At 60.4% G+C, this 17,162-nt stretch carries 14 protein-coding genes; 8 read left to right on the forward strand and 6 right to left on the reverse strand.

Annotated elements, in window-relative coordinates; all coding sequences use genetic code 11:
- Position 1 precedes the first annotated feature (1 nt).
- Together DW112_RS03145 and DW112_RS03150 are read left to right on the forward strand one after the other, a co-directional pair.
- Positions 2-343 carry a thiamine-binding protein gene (locus tag DW112_RS03145; protein WP_233502661.1) on the forward strand — a complete coding sequence of 114 codons (342 nt, stop codon included), beginning with the start codon at positions 2-4 and terminating at the stop codon, positions 341-343.
- Positions 340-1,035, forward strand: a complete 696-nt coding sequence (locus tag DW112_RS03150) for a thiamine phosphate synthase (RefSeq protein WP_006234517.1) — start codon at positions 340-342, stop codon at positions 1,033-1,035. The genes DW112_RS03145 and DW112_RS03150 overlap by 4 nt, the downstream gene beginning before the upstream one ends.
- A gap of 101 nt (positions 1,036-1,136) precedes the next feature.
- Here the strand turns inward: DW112_RS03150 and DW112_RS03155 are convergent, their stop codons facing one another.
- On the reverse strand, positions 1,137-2,006 hold the full coding sequence (locus tag DW112_RS03155; protein WP_118328311.1) for a patatin family protein: 870 nt from the start codon (positions 2,004-2,006) through the stop codon (positions 1,137-1,139).
- A 329-nt stretch (positions 2,007-2,335) separates the two neighbouring features.
- Between DW112_RS03155 and DW112_RS03160 the strand changes: the two genes are divergently transcribed.
- Together DW112_RS03160 and DW112_RS03165 are read left to right on the forward strand one after the other, a co-directional pair.
- The gene (locus DW112_RS03160) at positions 2,336-5,053 is read left to right on the forward strand and encodes an EAL domain-containing protein (RefSeq protein ID WP_118328312.1); all 2,718 of its coding nucleotides are present in this window, start codon (positions 2,336-2,338) and stop codon (positions 5,051-5,053) included.
- Positions 5,054-5,179: 126 nt separating this feature from the next.
- A complete protein-coding gene (locus DW112_RS03165) occupies positions 5,180-6,709 on the forward strand; it encodes a diguanylate cyclase domain-containing protein (protein WP_117758259.1) in 1,530 nt (509 codons plus the stop codon).
- A gap of 284 nt (positions 6,710-6,993) precedes the next feature.
- Here DW112_RS03165 and DW112_RS03170 read toward each other — a convergent pair whose 3' ends face one another.
- Entirely contained in the window at positions 6,994-7,314 is a 321-nt protein-coding gene (locus DW112_RS03170) for a DUF3784 domain-containing protein (protein ID WP_055252192.1), read from the reverse strand.
- 334 nt (positions 7,315-7,648) lie between these two features.
- On the opposite strand from DW112_RS03170, the gene DW112_RS03175 reads away from it, so the two are divergent.
- The 4 genes from DW112_RS03175 (at position 7,649) to DW112_RS03190 (ending at position 10,543) form a co-directional block, all read left to right on the forward strand.
- Positions 7,649-8,293, forward strand: a complete 645-nt coding sequence (locus DW112_RS03175; protein ID WP_117758260.1) for a flavodoxin family protein — start codon at positions 7,649-7,651, stop codon at positions 8,291-8,293.
- On the forward strand, positions 8,290-8,631 hold the full coding sequence (locus tag DW112_RS03180) for an arsenate reductase family protein (protein WP_022093957.1): 342 nt from the start codon (positions 8,290-8,292) through the stop codon (positions 8,629-8,631). The genes DW112_RS03175 and DW112_RS03180 overlap by 4 nt, the downstream gene beginning before the upstream one ends.
- A gap of 86 nt (positions 8,632-8,717) precedes the next feature.
- Entirely contained in the window at positions 8,718-9,848 is a 1,131-nt protein-coding gene (locus DW112_RS03185; RefSeq protein ID WP_055252195.1) for a GTP-binding protein, read from the forward strand.
- Between the two features lie 95 nt (positions 9,849-9,943).
- A complete protein-coding gene (locus tag DW112_RS03190; protein WP_117736482.1) occupies positions 9,944-10,543 on the forward strand; it encodes a tRNA (cytidine(34)-2'-O)-methyltransferase in 600 nt (199 codons plus the stop codon).
- A 29-nt stretch (positions 10,544-10,572) separates the two neighbouring features.
- Here the strand turns inward: DW112_RS03190 and DW112_RS03195 are convergent, their stop codons facing one another.
- From DW112_RS03195 to DW112_RS03210, 4 genes are all read right to left on the reverse strand, one after another.
- Entirely contained in the window at positions 10,573-13,068 is a 2,496-nt protein-coding gene (locus DW112_RS03195) for an excinuclease ABC subunit UvrA (RefSeq protein WP_233504163.1), read from the reverse strand.
- Between the two features lie 10 nt (positions 13,069-13,078).
- Entirely contained in the window at positions 13,079-14,197 is a 1,119-nt protein-coding gene (locus DW112_RS03200) for an AAA family ATPase (protein WP_117736484.1), read from the reverse strand.
- 93 nt (positions 14,198-14,290) lie between these two features.
- Positions 14,291-16,294, reverse strand: coding sequence for a translation factor GTPase family protein (locus DW112_RS03205; protein WP_118328313.1), 2,004 nt, complete (start codon positions 16,292-16,294; stop codon positions 14,291-14,293).
- A 304-nt stretch (positions 16,295-16,598) separates the two neighbouring features.
- Entirely contained in the window at positions 16,599-17,087 is a 489-nt protein-coding gene (locus DW112_RS03210) for a GNAT family N-acetyltransferase (RefSeq protein ID WP_117736485.1), read from the reverse strand.
- Between the last annotated feature and the right edge of the window lie 75 nt (positions 17,088-17,162).

Consider the following 17,162-nt stretch of genomic DNA (forward strand, 5'->3'; position numbering starts at 1 on the left):
CATGTCCGAGCCCGCAACCAATGCCGGCATGAACACGCTCGTCGCTGTGGCCATCGCCCCGTGCGGCACCGGCGATGAACTGTCCGCCGAGGTCGCCGAGGTCGTGCGCGTCATTCGCGAGAGCGGCCTTCCCAACCGCACCACCTCGATGTTCACCGAGATCGAGGGCGACTGGGACGAGGTCATGCAGGTCGTGCGCGACGCGACCTTTGTGTTAGCGAACAAGGGCATCCGAACCGAAGTCGTGCTCAAAGCCGATATTCGACCTGGATTTACCGACACCATGACCGGCAAACTCGAGCGCATGGAAGCGCAGATCAAAAAGCAGGAGGAAGCACGATGAGCATCCGCGACAACCTTGATATCTCGGCCTATCTGGTGCTCGGCCCCGAAAACACCCTCGGACGCCCCGTGGGCGATGTGGTGGCCCAGGCGCTCGACGCCGGCTTTACCTGCATTCAGGTGCGCTCCAAGGTGGCAAGCGCCCGCGAGATCATTGCGCTGACCGGCGACGCCGCGCAGGCAATCGCACAGGCCGGCAAGACCGGTCAGGTCGCCTTGCTAATCGATGACCGCCTTGACTGCGTACTCGCCGCACGCGAGCAGGGCATTGCGGTCGACGGCGTGCACGTGGGCCAGAGCGATATTCCCGTCGAGGTCTGTCGCAAGCTGCTGGGCCCCGACGCCATCGTGGGCCTTTCGGCCCGTTGCGAGGAAATGCTCGAGTACGTCAAGACCGCCGACATGAGTCTGGTCGACTACCTGGGCATCGGCCCGCTCCACGAGACCGAGACCAAGCGCGACTGCGGACGCGCAGCCGATGGCTCCATCATCACCAAGAGCTTTGAGGACCTGGCCGCACTCCACGCGGCAAGCCCCGTGCCCATCGTGGTGGGCGGCGGCGTTAAGACGGCCGACTTGCCGCAGCTTAAGGCAACCGGCGTCGACGGCTTCTTTGTGGTGAGCGCCGTCTGCAGCGCCGACGATCCCTACGCCGCGGCCAAGGAGCTTGTCGACACCTGGCAGCAGGCATAGGCATAGGCCGAACAGCTGATTCGCAGCCTCATATCTTCAGCAATGGAAAGCGCATCCCAGTTTGGGCCTCCATTCCGGGATGCGCTTTCCGTATGCGACCCTTACCCCGCCAGATACGCTTCCAACGCCGGCAAAGTCGCCTCTGCATCGTGGCGGCCGACCTGGTAGATGCGCTCGAGCTCATCCGGTTCGCGGCACAGCGACGGCACCTTCACCGATTCGCTCGGCCGCACCACAAAGATTTCCCCGGCAGCCTCTCGACGTGCCAGGTCATCGAGCGTGGCATTGTAGACCTCATGCCGATGCTCAAGCGCTGCAACAAACTCCGGATAGTGACGGAACACGCGCCGCAGCATGGGCATCACGCTGTTGGGCTGCTTCACAAAGCCCGCCGGCTGCGTGAGTACCACGATATTGCGGTCATACCCCTGCGCAAACAGCCATGCGCTGGGAATAGAATCAGCCACGCCACCATCCAGATACTTATGCCCCTCAATGGCAACGGGTCGTGTTGCCACGGGAATCGCCGACGACGCCCGGATCCACTCGATATCATGCTCATCACCGTAAGGCAGGTCATGGTAGACGGCCTGCCCCGTCTTAAGATCGGTACATACGCACGTAAACCGCATGGGGCAGGCGCGATATGCCTCCAGATCGATGGGATCGCGCTCGATGGGTACCTCATGATAGGCAAACTCGGCATTGAACATATCGCCGGTTCGCAACCAGCTCGTCACGCTCGCATAGCGCTTGTCGGCGCAATAGGCCTTGTTGTAGCGAATGGCGCGGCCGATCTGGCGCGATTTAAAGTTGTAGCCAAACGCCGCGCCCGCCGAGACACCCACCATATGGTCGCAGGTTAAGCCGTGCTCCATCCATACGTCGAGCACGCCCGCCGTATACATACCGCGGTAGCCGCCTCCCTCGAGCGCAAGCCCCACCGTGGGCGTCGTATCTGGCTGTGCCATGCGACCATCTCCGTTCCTGCGTTTTAAAACGAAACAAGTATACCCGTCAACATATATCGCCTCAGTCGCATTTTCATCGAACATCGTCGCGTTACCGTTTGGCGAATAATGGCGAATAATGGCCGCCCGCAACATGGGCACCCCTGCATAATTCCATACACTTGTTTATACTACTCAGTAGTTATCAGCAACGAACGTCAGCCGACAAATAAACCCAACGACGCAGCAAGGCGGGGGCTTGGAAACACGCGAGGCGTTGAGCAACAACGCGTGTGCACAACGAGCTCGCCCGACGCAATCCGCCCCGACCCCAGAAAGCCGCCTACAGCATGGATACCCCCAGCAATTACACTGAAACGCTCGAAAAGACCGTCCGCGACCTTCTCAAGCGTCAGGAGGATCTGGTCAGGACCGCCTTTACCGACCAGCTTACCGGGCTTGGCAACCGCGGCGGCTTTGCCCGTTCCCTCGAGGAGCTCTGGGAGCAGGACACCCCCGTTACCATGGCGTACATCGATATCGACAATCTCAAGCACTGCAACGACGTCTTTGGCCATGACGAGGGCAACCGCTATATTTTGCAGGTAAGCCTCTATCTCAAGCTGTATATGGAGGTGGACGAAGCGGCGTTTCGTCTGGGAGGCGACGAGTTTGCCATCCTGTCTACGATTGCAACCGAGGACGACCTCGCCGAACGTCTGGAACGCTGCCGAACGGTCCTGCTCAAAAACAACGATGCCGAGATGCCTCACTCGTTTAGCTACGGAGTGGCACACGCCGACCCCGCCCTGGGCGAAGCCCCCAATCGCTTGACGAACGATGCCGACCATCGCATGTACGACTACAAGCTACGTCATGCCGTGCACCTTGATCGACGCAATATCGCACAAGCCCACACCGACGACTTCGAAATAAGCGATCGAATTTTCGACGCCCTTTCGATGCTCAACGAAGGCCGTTATTTCTTTATCGAGAACTTGGACAAACATCGAACCCTTTGGTCACAAGGCGCCTTGCGCGATCTTGGTCTTCCTTCGGAGCATATAGACAACTGTCACGATTATTGGAAAACGCGTGTCCATCCCGATGACCTTGAGGCCTATACCAACGACATCGACCAAATCTATGACGGCTCCAAACATCGTCACGTCATGCAGTACCGCGTGCGCAATGCCGCCGGCGATTACATCCTCGGCCGTGCTCGCGGGTTTCGTATCGACGGCGACGGAAATGTCCCCTCGCTCTATGTCGGCGAGCTCGTCAACCACTCGCTTGCCGAGACCGTCGACGCCGCCACGGGTCTCGGAACGCAGCGCACGCTGATCAACGCTATCGATGCCTGCCGTCGCGACCGTTGCGAGACGGGGCTTATAGCAGTGCGTGTTCGCGGCACGGCAAAGCTCAACGAGCTCTACGGGGCCGAGGCCGTCGACAACATGCTCGCCGAATACGCAGGCCGCATGCTGTCGATTACTCGCGGCAGGAGTCGCGTCTTCCGTTCACGCAACGCCCAGTTCGTCGTGCTTAGCAACAATTTGGATCACGAAGCATTCGAGCAACTGATCCAACATCTCAAAGAGGCCGTTTTCGCTCCCGTTCGAATCGCGGGCGACACTATTACCCCCGTCTGTCTTGTCGTTCCGGCCTTTTACGAGCACCTGACCAATCAAACGGCCGCCGTTTTAGGCGAACTCGACCGTCGCATTCGCACGGCCGGCGGGCTTGTTCCCAACGACAGCCTCCCCATACCCGAGGTGGAGCGCAAAAGCGCCATCGCCGAACGCATCGATCCGCTCACGGGTCTCTATCGACCCAGCGAGTTTATGCGCCGCGCCAACGAATTTCTTGAGACAAGGCGCAACGGCGCCTGGTGTATCGCCACCGTCGATATGGGACACATGCGGCTGTTCAACGAATGGCACGGACAGGCCGAGGGCGACCGCATGCTCGCCGATGTGGGCACGGTTCTCAAGGACATCGAGAATGCCGACATGGGCGTCGCAGGGTACTGGGGCCAAGACGATTTTTGCGTACTCATCCCCTTTGAGCACGTCGCCGTCCATCAAATCTATAGCCGTGTTCGCGAAGCCGTGGCCAAGCACGATGACGGCGTGGGCTTCTGGCCGTCCATGGGCGTTTACCCCATCGACTCCAACGAAGAAATCACCATCGATGCGCAGGCCAAGGCAATGTTTACCAATCGGCGCGCAAAAAACGACTTTAAGGAGCGCATTGCCATTTTCCGCCCCGAGGAATACGAGCACGAAATCGCGTTCCACCGCACGCTGACCGAATTCCAGTATGCGCTCTCAAACGGCCGCATTACCTACTACTTGCAGCCCCAGGTCGACATGGAAACCGGCGAGATCATTGGCGCCGAGGCACTCACGCGCTGGATTGACAAGGACGGCTCCCTCATTTCACCTGCCACCTTTATCCCCGCTCTCGAGGAAAGCGGTTTTGTGGTGACGCTCGACAAATACGTTTGGCAGGGCGTCGCCTCGTGGCTGCGTGAGCGCATCGATCGAGGGCTGCGCGTGGTTCCGATCTCGCTCAATGTGTCGCGCGTGGATATCCTTGCCTGCGACGTCGCCGAACATATGGGGGCACTCGCCGCCCAATACAACCTGCCGCCCGAGCTCATGCGCATCGAGATCACCGAGACGGCTTATACGGGAGAGTCCGAGGCCGTGGATAAGCTGACGGCCGACCTACACACTCGCGGTTTCTCGACCTACATGGACGATTTTGGCACCGGCCAGTCTACGCTCGCGATGCTCAAGAACGTCAACGTCGACGTCATCAAGCTTGATCGCACGTTTGTGCCCACCGACCGCGATCAAAGCCGTAGCGCGCAAATCGTTTCATCAATGCTCGAGATGGCGCAATCGCTCCATCTGCCCGTTGTAATCGAAGGCGTCGAGACAAACGAGCAGGCGAACATGCTGCTCCAAATGGGTGCCCACTACGCTCAGGGCTTCCTCTACTACCGCCCCATGCAGGCAAAGGATTTTGAGGCATTGCTCGATGGCGGTAACAAAAACTGATACGCTCGCGCGCAAAACGATACCGCCGAAGGGGCGCTTGTCCCCATTGGCTAACTTATGCCCCCAATCCAAACCGAATTGGGGATATGATGCAAACCACTGTTGTGCCCAAGGAGGTTATCCATCATGAACGAGTCGTATCGCCTGGGCGAGCAATCGATCATTGCTTATCTTCAGCGACTTGCGAACGGGGTCTCGACCGCCGAGCTCGATGTTGCCGCGCTGCCCACGGAGCTGTGCGCCATCGGTGAGCAGCTACAGAAGACATTTGCCATCCTGCAGCAAGAACGCGAGCTGCTTGAGCGCGGCGCCTATATCGATTCGCTCACCAATCTTGGCAACCGTGCTGGACTCCACCGTTATGCCGAGCTGCTTTGGCACAAAGGCACCCCCTTCACCTGCGCCTATATCGATATCGATCGCCTTAAGCATTGCAACGATACGTTTGGCCACACCGAGGGCAATCGCTACATCCTGAGCATCTGCCGTGCACTCACCGAGACAATGGAACCCAATGACCTGCTGTTCCGTATCGGTGGAGACGAATTTGTACTCGTATCCCCCACGACAGATGAAGCCGAACTCGAGCAGCGCCTGGAGCGGACGCGCACCAACCTTATCGAGGCAACATCGGGCGGCAAAGCGCCCATGATCGCTAGCTTTAGCTTTGGCTGCTCGCGCGTCGACCCACTCGCTGGCGATACGCGTCGCCAGATGACCATGGACGCCGACCGCAAAATGTATCGCTACAAGCTCATGCACCGTGTGCAGCAGCCGAAGGAAAACGACGCATCCATGCGCCCAATCGCCGATCAGCCTCCCTGCAACGACCGGGTGTTCCAAGCGATCTCCATGAGCTCCGAGACGCGCTATCCGTTTATCCTTAACCTCGATACCGGCGAATCGCAATGGTCGATTAATGCCGTGCGCGATTTTGACCTGCCCTCCCAGCATCCCTATAACTCGCTCGATATGTGGCTCGCCCGCGTTCACCCCGAGGACCGCGACAACGTGCGCAGCGAGCTCGATATGGTGGTAAACGGCGCGTGGCACTTCCATTACATGCAGTATCGCGTCATGAATACCGCTGGTAAATATGCGCTGTGCGAGTGTACGGGCTACCGCTTGGATAGCACCGAAACCGAGCCCAACATGTATGTGGGCATTATCATCAACCGAAGCTTGGCGGATACGACCGATTCCGTGACCGGCCTGGGCGATATCCACGCCCTGGTCAACGCCATTGGCGAAATGCGTCGCGTGGCGCGCAAGGCAGGCCTGGTCGCCATCAAAATCGACGACATCGCCAAGGTCAATGCCCGCTTTGGCTTTGATGCGGGCGACCGCGTTTTGGCAGAAAGTGCCGCCTGCCTCATGGACTGTTCGCGCGGCAAGGGCCGTCTGTTCCGCTCGACCGGACCGATGTTCGTGGCGCTTTTCGATGACCTTGATCCCGAAGAGACCGACACGATCGCAGAAGAAATCGAGCGGTTCTTGGGGTCGCCCGTACTCTTTGGCTCATTTGAATATCAGCCGCCCATTCGTGTGGCCACACTTCATCTGGACGCCGTCGACCGACAGCCCGTTTCCATTTTGAACGAGCTCAAAGCGCTACTTGAAGAGGCACCACAAGTACCGGGCACCAAGCTGGACTAGCGTTATGGGGCGCATGATGGTTAATTTCCGATCTCAACCGAACACATTGGGCAAATAGGTCGTACCCGCAGTTAGCCGAACGTCCCCGCAGTCCCTCCCGGGGCCCGGGGGCACCGTTTCGATACTCTTGGTTTACTTTGCCTGATGCAAATAAGTGCTCAACAAGATAGAACCTATCCCTCGCCACGGATATGCCCTCGAGTAAATCTGTTAAGCCAAGCCTATCAAATTCTATTGACAATTGGCTGCATTGGTCCATTTTGTCGTCCAGCCACTTCCGCTGGCTACCGCCTCATAAACACAAACCTAACGAGCCGCACGAACGACAAAGAGGCCAAGCTGAACAGAAGTAGAACCAAAACTTCAAAAACGCTGGTATTCCAATCGCGTACCCAGTCCTCTACCGCCCACAAGAAAAACAGCAGCCCCATCCATAACGTCACAGAAGAAATCAGCTTTGCGTAAGGGCGTATATCAATCTCGCTCTCCCTTTTTGTGACATCATATCCAGCAATTGAGCAGAGCCATCTTCCTCTTCGGTATTGGATTGAAAGGACAATCAAGGCAATCGAAGTCATCAAGCAAACAGCATCCTCTGTTTCCATAGAGTTTCCTTTGCTTTCCATCCTAGTTACGCATTCACAATCGAATCAAACCAAGTATGAATTACTCGATAGCAACCGCCTTAGTATAAACCATAGCCGCCGCAGCAGCCCGCCTTCCAAGGCCTCAAAGCTCGCCATCGAGGGCGACCCGCCCAGACCCCTTACAATCTGCTCGCACGAGGCCCCGCACTCCAACATCCTCTGGACCGTATCCCGCTCGTACCTGGTGAGCGTGCCTGCCGTGGGCCCTCGGGGCCGGCATCGTGCCCCACGCCATCTGCCCGCTCGTGCGATAATCCTCTGCAGAAGTCACCGACAGCAGAGGGAGTTTGTGATGAAGGTTCTTTTGGTCAATGGCAGCCCCAAGGCAAACGGCAACACGGCCCGCGCACTCGCCGAGGTCGCCGAGCAGCTCAACGTCGAGGGCATCGATACCGAGATGTTTCAGCTGGGCGCCAAGCCTATTCGCGATTGCATCGGTTGCGGCCAGTGTGGCAAGCTTGGCGGTCGCTGCACCTTTGACGACGACGTGGTCAACGAGCTGATCGCTGCCGCCGAACAGGCCGACGGCTTTGTCTTTGGCTCGCCTGTCTACTACGCGCACCCCAGCGGCCGCATTCTCTCGGCACTCGATCGCGCATTCTATGCCGGTAGCAAAGCTTTTGCACACAAGCCGGGCGCTGCCGTCGCCGTCGCCCGTCGCGGCGGTACGTCGACGACCTTCGACGTGCTCAATAAGTACTTCACCATCAACCAGATGCCTGTGGTAGCGTCCACGTACTGGAACAACGTGTTTGGCTGCGTGCCCGGCGACGCCGACGGAGATGCCGAGGGTCTGGCCACCATGCGCAACATCGGCAAGAACATGGCCTGGCTCCTGCATTGTATCGAGGCAGGACAGGCCGCTGGCATCGAAGCTCCCGAGGCCGATCGCGCTAGGACCAACTTCATCAGGCAGAACGGCGGAACCAAACAATGAATATTCAAATCTTTGGCACCAAAAAGTCCTTCGACACCAAGAAGGCCCAGCGCTATTTTAAGGAGCGCCGCATTAAGGTGCAATTTATCGACCTGAAGGAAAAGGAGATGAGCAAAGGCGAGCTCACGAGCGTGATGCAGGCGGTCGGCGGCATCGACAAGCTGCTCAACCCCAAGGCCAAGGACGAGGAGACGCTCGCGCTCATCCAGCACCTCACCCCTAGCCAGCGCTTCGACAAGTTGCTCGAGAACCAGCAGGTTCTAGCCGAGCCCATCGTGCGCAACGGCAAAAAGGCCACCGTCGGTTATTGCCCCGATGTATGGGGAGCCTGGGAGTAGCCTGTGTTATTTGCCGGCGCGTGGGTATAAGAGCAGGCGTTTGGCATAAGATTCAACTGTAAGCCATGTCTAACAAAGGAGGGCACATGCCCAACAAACCCGTGAAGATCATCATGCTTACCGGATACCTCGGTGCCGGCAAGACCACACTGCTCAACCACATCCTCGCTAACGACGGCGGCATCCGCGCCGCCGTGATCGTCAACGATATCGGCGAGATCAACGTCGACGCCAGCCTCATCGCCGACGGCGGCCTTTCCGAGACCGACGACCTCATCCCGCTCACCAACGGCTGCATCTGCTGCACGCTTTCGGACGACCTTGCCAACCAGCTGCAGGGCATCGCCGATTCGGGCAAGTTCGACTACATCATCATCGAGGCCTCGGGTATCTGCGAGCCTATCCCCATCGCCTACACCATCTCAAGCTTCTGCGACGAGGCCAAGGTGGGCGGCCAGCCCAAGCTTGCACTCGACAACATCGTGGCCGTGGTCGATTGCGCCCGCATGTACGACGAGTTCAACGGCGGTCGCGACCTGCTGGCCGAGGATATCGACGAGGACGACATCGAGAGCCTGCTCATCCAGCAGATCGAGTTCTGCTCCACGCTGATCCTCAACAAGACCGATACCGTGAGCCCTGAGCAGATCGCCGAGCTCAAGGCTATCGTGCGCAGCCTGCAGAAGGACGCCGTGATTGTCGAGGCCCAAAACGGCGAGGTCCCCATGGAGGAGCTGCTCGACACCGACCGCTTCGACTTTATGCGCGCCTACAACTCCGCCGCCTGGATCGAGGCCATGGAGCATCCCGAGGAGCACGACGACCCCGAGGTGCTCGAGTACGACATCGAGACCTTTGTGTACTCGCGCCGCAAGCCGTTTGACCTGCAGAAGTTCACCGATTTTGTTGAGCAGGAGTGGCCCGACGAGGTCATCCGCGTCAAGGGTCCGCTGTGGCAGACCGGCGATCCGGACATGTGCTACATGTTCGAGCAGGCCGGCCACCAAATGCGCCTGATGGAGAACGGTCTGTTCGTTGACTCCGCGCCCGAGGGCGAGAAGCAGAAGATCATCGACGAGAACCCCGAGATCATGCAGATTTGGGACGACGAGACGGGCGACCGCATGACGAGCCTGTGCATCATCGGCCGTCACATGGACAAGGATGCGCTCATCGCCTCCCTCGATGCCTGCCTGACCGACTGGCACCGCGCCTAGATTTATCCAAGCGGGCATTTTTCCGCCTACGTAACCGCCAAACCACCACGAAGGTGCCCTTCGTGGTGGTTTTTCGTTCTGAGCCAAGGAGATTCATGTTCAACATTGTGCTGTATGCGCCCGAGATTCCGGCCAATACGGGCAATATCGGCCGCACCTGCGTGGTTACCGGCGCCCGCCTGCATCTGGTGGAGCCGCTGGGGTTTTCGCTCGACGACAAGACGGTGCGTCGCGCCGGCCTGGGCTACTGGCAAAATTTGGACGTGACGACCTATGCCGGCTGGGAGGATTTCCTTGCGCGCAACGGCCTCTCCCCCGCCGACGAACGCCTGCATCTGCTGACCAAAAAGGCGCGCCGCACCTATGCGCAAAGTACCTACCGCGACGGTGACTTTTTGGTCTTTGGCAGCGAGAGCTCGGGGATTCCCGAGCCACTGCTTGCCGCGGCGCCCGAGCGCTGCGAGCGCATCCCCATGTTGCGCGATTGCGACTCGCTCGAAAACGCCGACGCCTGGGAGGCCCACGAGGAGTCGCTCGGGCATACCGAGGACAGCCACGAAGCCATCCTTCGACAGGATATCTGCGGCAACTTCGTCAATCCGGACGACTACCGCATCAGCGCACTCAACCTCTCCAACAGCGCCGCCATCGTCCTCTACGAGGCTCTGCGCCAAACAGGCTTTCTGGGAATGTGACAAAGGGACGGTCCCTTTGTCACATTCGGTTATAGGTAGCGGCCGGTGATGCTTGCGGGGCATGCCACGATGTCGCCCGGCGTGCCGACGCAGACGATTTGCCCGCCTGCGTCGCCACCACCTGGGCCCATGTCGATTGCGTAATCGGCGTTACGGATAAGGTCGAGGTCGTGCTCGATTACGACGACTGTGGCGCCCTTGGCAACGAGGCCGTCGAACACACTCAGCAGCACCTGAACATCGAGCGGGTGCAGGCCAATTGTGGGTTCGTCGAACACGAATACGGCATCATCCTGCACGCGGCCCATCTCGCTCGCGAGCTTAAGGCGCTGCGCCTCGCCGCCCGAAAGCGCCGGCGTGGGCTCGCCGAGCGTGAGATAACCCAAGCCCAGGTCGTGCAGGGTCTGTAAGCGCGCCTGAACTTTCTTGAGCCCCACCGTAGCGTCGAGGGCCTCGTCCACACTTATGTCCATGAGCTGCGGCAACGTAAGCAGGCTCCCGTCCTTGCCCTCGCGATGGATATGCGAGGCCGCGTCTGCATAGCGTGAGCCGCGACATGACGGGCAGACGATCTCGACATCGGGCAAAAATTGCACGTCGAGCGATATCGAACCCGTGCCATCGCACGTAGGGCAGCGCAAGGCGCCGGTGTTGTAGCTAAATGCGCCCGCCTTGTAGCCAGCTGCCTTGGCCTCGGGCGTACGGGCGAAGGCGCGACGCAGCTCGTCATGGATGTCGGCATAAGTCGCCACCGTCGAGCGCACGTTGGCGCCGATGGGCGTAGCGTCAATCAGGTTGGCGCGTGCGATGCCCTCGGCATCGATCCAGCGCACATGGCTTGGCAGGCGCTCGCCAGTTGCCTGAGCCTTGAGCGCCGGGATGAGCGTCTCGAGCACCAACGTCGTCTTACCCGAACCCGAAACGCCCGTCACCGCGACGAGACGACCGCGCGGTATATCGACTTCGAGCGGTTTGACGGTATGGATGGCATCGGTCGCCATGCGGATATGGCCCTGGTCGAACATTTCGTCGTCAGCCACCTGCGGCCGCAAGCGCTTGGGCTCCGAGCGCAAAAACGGGGCGATGCGGCTGTCCTGCGATTGCTCGACCTCATCCACCGTACCGGCGGCGATCACATTACCGCCGCCCGCTCCGGCAACGGGGCCCATCTCGACCAGATAATCGGCTTCCGCCAATACGCGCGTGTCGTGGTCGACAACGACCACGGTGTTGCCGTCATCCACCAGATCGCGCATTACGCCTACCAAGCCGTCAACATTGGCAGGATGCAAGCCGATCGAGGGCTCGTCGAGCACATACAGCACGCCCGTCGAGCGGTTGCGCACCACGCGGGCAAGCTGCACGCGCTGGCGCTCACCCGTGGAGAGCGTAGCACCGGCGCGGTCGAGCGAGAGGTAATCGAGCCCCAGGTCGACCAGGCGACGAGCCGCGCTCAAAAACGAATCGCAGATATCCGTCGCCATGGGCTGCATCTCGGCCGGCAAGGATGCGGGCACCCCGCGCGCCCACTCAATCGCCTCACCCAGCGTCATGGCCGCGGCCTGCGCCAGATTGATACCACGCACCTGGGGCTGGCGCGCAGCCTCGGAGAGACGCGTGCCGCCGCAGTCACGGCACGGGCCCTCGCGCAAAAAGCGAGCCACGCGCTTAAGTCCCTTATCGTCCTTAACCTTGGCGAGCGCATTCTCGACCGTATAGACGGCATTGTAATAGGTGAAGTCGAGCGGCGTGGCGCCCTCGCCTTTTTTGGGAACGTAGAGAATGTGCTTCTTAACCGCCGGACCGTGGAACACAATGTCGCGCTCGGCGGGCGTGAGCTGGTTAAACGGCACGTCGGTGCGCACGCCCATCTCGCCGGCTACCTGCTTCATCAGATCCCACATGAGCGTACCCCAGGGAAGCACCGCGCCTTCGTTGATGGTCTTTGACTCGTCGGGCACCAGGCTCGCTTCGTCCACCTCGCGCATGACACCGGTGCCGCCGCAGGTAGGGCACGCACCGCCGCTGTTAAAGGCAAGGTCCTCGGCACTCGGCGCGTAGAACTCGCGGCCGCATGCGGGGCACGTGAGCGACAGGCCCGCAGCCACGTTAAGGCTCGGCTCCACACGCGCCCCGCAATGTGGGCACACGTGATGGGCACAGCGGCTAAAGAGCAAACGCAGACTGTTGTTGAGCTCGGTCATGGTACCAAAGGTCGAGCGCACGCCTGGCACACTGGGACGCTGATGCAACGCGAGTGCCGCCGGTACGTGCAATACCTCGTCCACCTGGGCGTGCTCGGCCTGCGTCAGGCGACGTCGAGTATAGGTGCTGAGCGCCTCCAGGTAACGGCGCGAGCCCTCGGCATAAAGAACTCCCAGCGCCAGCGAGCTCTTGCCCGAGCCCGACACGCCGGCAATGCCCACGAGCCTCCCCAGCGGAATATCGATATCGATGTCCTTGAGATTGTGGACACGTGCACCGCGCACCTCGATAGCCTGCGGGCTCATCTTCTGTTCCGTCACCTTTATCACCCTACTCATGCCATAAAACGCGGTCGCGGATATACTCGCCCAGCATGGGCACGGTAAACCGCACAAGGCCGTATCCGGCGGCCTCGATGACGCGCTCGCGAATCAGGCTTGCGCGATATTTACTCGCCCAGCTCTGGGTACGGTCGCAGCGCTCAATGATATCCGCCGTGCGCGTCGGCTTGTCCTCGTCAACCGCCATAGCCTCGATAAAGAGGCGCTGAGGGCTGCGCAGACCGTAATACAGAGGTGCGTCAACCGCTTCGTAGAACTCGGAGACGGCATCCGCATGGCCATTCTCGACATCGCGCCTTTCGATGACCTGCGAGCCACGCCGGACAGCAGACCGCCACATGTAATAGCCCACCAGCTGAACCATATAGGGATGCCCCATGCTCTTGCGCGCCGCAAGGTCCGCCGTCTCCGCGTCAACGTAAAGACCAGCGTCTTTGACCGTCTGGATATACGAATCGCGCACTTTGGGCAAAGATATTGCCCCCAACGTACGCTGCTGGGCACGCCGCAAAAACGTCACGCTCGGCTCTTCGAGCAGATCGTCAACCATACTGGGCAAGCCGGCGAACGCCAGCGCAAGACCGCGCTGGTCGCTATCGGGCAAGCCCGTGGCATCCTGGTCTCCGAGCACCTGCTGATAGAGGACGGCAAGAGCCGCCAGTTCCTCGATAGACACCGATTGTGCCTCGTCAATCGCAAACAAGACGCCCTTGCCCGGACCGAGCTTCTTGAGACGCTCGTTGACCAGCCCTCGCAATGTCTCGCCTTTTGCCCGCGCCGCCTCGACCGACATCCGGCCAAACGACGGCCCAAACTCCATTGACGTCACAACGGGTTTATTCGAGCGAAGCGCGTCGGCCAAGCGGTCGCACAAACCAAGCGAAGCGGAATCGGAGACAACCGCCCATCCGCGCTCGCTGGCTAGACGTTGCAGCTCCCGCAGGAGAACCGTTTTGCCATAGCCGCGGTTTCCCGTAATGAGCATGAGCCTGCCCGGCGCTCCGGCGCCGTTGTCGAGCCCTTCCTCAAAATCTTCGATGACCGACTCGCGACCGATGAGTATCGGAGGCCGCTTACCAGCTGTGGGCTTAAAGGGATTTGGATTCATATCGGCCTCCTCGGATTGGCAAACCCTGGTAACAGTTATACCAACTTATACCGAGTTATACCAATAGCATGTGACAAAGGAACTGCCCCTTTGTCACATGTGGCCGAAAAACTCGGCGTCTGCTGCTCGCCAGGGGCGGAAGGTGGCGGGATCGACCTTTACGTGCGCCGCAGCGGGTGCGTCGTACCATTTGACCGTGTAGCCGGCGCCGTGGGCGCAAAAGACCGAGTCGGGCGTGTTGGGCAGATCGGCCTCGGGCTCGTAGGCGGCAGCCTCGATTACGCGCTCGCCATCATGGCAAGCCGCATAACCGGCGAACTCCAGGTACAGATGCCCGCGACCGCTCGTGTAGGCAGCCACCTCCAGCGCATAATCTTGCACCTCGGATGCCGGAACGCGACCCACAAGCTTCGCCCGGTCTCCCGCCATCGTCGGCGGCTCGTACTCGGCACTCATGCGCGTGGCATCCGAGAGCGCCCGGCCCACGCACTCCCCCGGCACCTCGAGCTCAAAGCGATACCACGGCTCCAACAACACCGCCGCGCCGGTCTCGCGCGCCTGCATCAAACCCTGGCGAATCGCGCGGTACGTGGCCTGGCGAAAATCGCCGCCCTCGGTGTGTTTGGCATGCGCGCGGCCGCCCGCGAGCGTAATGCGCACATCGGTGATGGGCGAGCCCGTCAGCACGCCCAGGTGGTCGCGCTCCATAGCGTTGGTGAGTGCCAAACGCTGCCAGTTAAGATCGAGCTCGTCGGCCGAGGTCACGGTGCCAAACTGCACACCCGAACCCGCCGGCAACGGCTCCAGGCGCAGATGCACCTCGGCATAGTGGCGCAGCGGCTCAAAGTGGCCCACGCCCTCGACCGGCCGCGAAATAGTCTCCTTATAGAGAATGCCGCCGGGCTCAAACTCAATCGAAAGGTCAAAGCGATCGGCCAACACCCGCTGCACGACCTCGAGTTGCACGGCGCCCATCAACTGCAAGTGAATCTGCTCAAGATGCGTATTCCAGCTTACGCCGAGCATGGGGTCTTCGTCCGTCAGCTCAGCCAGCGCTTTAAACACCGCATGGACATCATGTTCGCCCGGGAGCACCGTATAGGTGAGGACCGGCGCAATGACGGGCGCATCGCACCCGGGCTCCGCACCCAAGGCATCCCCCGGGCGAACGTGCGCAAGACCCGTCACGGCACAAATACCGCCAGCGGCAACTTCCTGGGCAAGCTCGTACTTCTCTCCGTTATAGATGCGCACCTGATCGACCTTTTGCTCCCATGCCTCGGCGCCGGAACGCCCGTCAATCATCTGTTTGGCATGCAGTGTGCCGCCGGTCACTTTAACCCAAGCCAAGCGCTCGCCACGAACACCGCGGCTGACACGATAGACACGCGCGGCGAACTCCGGCGGCCACGCCTGCTCACGCATCAGCGTGCACATACCATCCAGCAGCTCGCCCACGCCCTGATCCTTGAGCGCCGAGCCGGCAAAGCAGGGAAAGAGCCTGCGCTCGGCAACCATGCGCGAAAGCGTTGCAACGGAAAGCTCACCCGTCTCAAGAAACTCCTCGAGGGCTGCCTCGTCCAACGCGGCAGCGTCCTCCCAAGCGGCGCCGCCCGCCAGCAGTTCGTTCGCATCGAGGCAGCCCTCGGAAAGACGCTGCCCAAGTTGTGCCAGCAAAACATCGCGGCCGGGATTCTCCAAATCGATTTTGTTGATATAGATGAACGTCGGAATGTCATAGCGCGCAAGCAGGCGCCACAGGGTTTCGGTGTGCCCCTGCACGCCGTCGTTGGCACCTACCACCAAAATCGCGTAGTCGAGCGCACGCAACGTGCGCTCTGCCTCGGCCGAAAAATCCACGTGTCCGGGAGCGTCCACGAGCATGACGCGGGTATCACCGTGGTCGAACACGGCCTGCGACGAGAAAATCGTGATGCCGCGCTCGCGCTCGATGGCGTTGGTATCCAGGTGCGAGTCGCCATCGTCCACGCGGCCGCGCTTGCGAATGCGACCCGCGCAGAACAGCATGGCCTCGGCCAGTGTGGTCTTGCCGGCATCGACATGCGCCAAGATTCCAACGACCGCTTGCTTCGACATGGCTCTCCTCTTATTGCAAGCCCGTCGCACTCGGCAACGGGCATCCTCGTTCCACACTGGATGATACAATTTACGGGCCGGCGGGCGAAGCGGGCCCTATCCCCCGACCAAGCTCATCGCCCTGCGTTGCCGCGCGGCGATTTTCGTAGGTTCGCGCCTTACGAAAGCCGGCACCTCCCCTTTTGTCTGCCCGGTCTCATCTGAGGCGGTAACAATGCGAGTCCCACAACGACGCGTTTTACCAAAAATGGCCCCACGCGGGGCCATTTTCATTTCGATGAAACGCTGGTATGTGACTCGGCCCTTATGCCTCGCGCAGCCAGTCGAACGCAACGCGCGGCGTGCCGTCGGACACATACACGACGCCGGCGCGCTCGAACCCTGCCTTGAGGCTCGCACCCTGCATGGGCAGGTTGTCCGCGTGCGTATCGATACGCAGATGGTCGGCACGCTCCTTGGCAAAGGCAAACATCGCGGCCGCGATACCGTGCACGGTGCCGTCGGACGCCACGCGGTGCAGCACGGCGTACGGAGTGTCGCTGCGCCACTGACCGTCCTCGATGACGTCATAGCACTCGTCCGGGCCCGGCAAAAAGGCAAACGTCGCCACCACGCGACCGTCGACTTCGCACACATAGCTGCCACCGGCGGCGATATCGGCAGCCAGCTGCTCGGCCGAAGGCGTGCCCTCGGGCCACTGCGTGGCGTTGCCATGCGCGCGCATAAAGGCGCGGGCGGCATCATAGATAGCCATGACGGCGGGAATGTCGGTCTCGAGGGTTTTTCTGATCATCACGCGGCGACCTCACGTTTATTGGTATCACTTTGATTGAGCAATGATACCAGCGTTTGGAAAGGGCAAGGAGCG

It is taken from the genome of Collinsella sp. AM09-41 (genome assembly GCF_003473245.1).
Taxonomy (GTDB): domain Bacteria; phylum Actinomycetota; class Coriobacteriia; order Coriobacteriales; family Coriobacteriaceae; genus Collinsella.

Excerpts from the sequence above, each read along its gene's own strand:
- DW112_RS03145 (WP_233502661.1), top strand. The coding sequence starts at position 2 with ATGTCCGAGCCCGCAACCAATGCCGGCATGAACACGCTCGTCGCTGTG.
- DW112_RS03150 (WP_006234517.1), top strand. The coding sequence starts at position 340 with ATGAGCATCCGCGACAACCTTGATATCTCGGCCTATCTGGTGCTCGGC.
- DW112_RS03155 (WP_118328311.1), bottom strand. The coding sequence starts at position 2,006 with ATGGCACAGCCAGATACGACGCCCACGGTGGGGCTTGCGCTCGAGGGA.
- DW112_RS03160 (WP_118328312.1), top strand. The coding sequence starts at position 2,336 with ATGGATACCCCCAGCAATTACACTGAAACGCTCGAAAAGACCGTCCGC.
- DW112_RS03165 (WP_117758259.1), top strand. The coding sequence starts at position 5,180 with ATGAACGAGTCGTATCGCCTGGGCGAGCAATCGATCATTGCTTATCTT.
- DW112_RS03170 (WP_055252192.1), bottom strand. The coding sequence starts at position 7,314 with ATGGAAACAGAGGATGCTGTTTGCTTGATGACTTCGATTGCCTTGATT.
- DW112_RS03175 (WP_117758260.1), top strand. The coding sequence starts at position 7,649 with ATGAAGGTTCTTTTGGTCAATGGCAGCCCCAAGGCAAACGGCAACACG.
- DW112_RS03180 (WP_022093957.1), top strand. The coding sequence starts at position 8,290 with ATGAATATTCAAATCTTTGGCACCAAAAAGTCCTTCGACACCAAGAAG.
- DW112_RS03185 (WP_055252195.1), top strand. The coding sequence starts at position 8,718 with ATGCCCAACAAACCCGTGAAGATCATCATGCTTACCGGATACCTCGGT.
- DW112_RS03190 (WP_117736482.1), top strand. The coding sequence starts at position 9,944 with ATGTTCAACATTGTGCTGTATGCGCCCGAGATTCCGGCCAATACGGGC.
- DW112_RS03200 (WP_117736484.1), bottom strand. The coding sequence starts at position 14,197 with ATGAATCCAAATCCCTTTAAGCCCACAGCTGGTAAGCGGCCTCCGATA.
- DW112_RS03205 (WP_118328313.1), bottom strand. The coding sequence starts at position 16,294 with ATGTCGAAGCAAGCGGTCGTTGGAATCTTGGCGCATGTCGATGCCGGC.
- DW112_RS03210 (WP_117736485.1), bottom strand. The coding sequence starts at position 17,087 with ATGATCAGAAAAACCCTCGAGACCGACATTCCCGCCGTCATGGCTATC.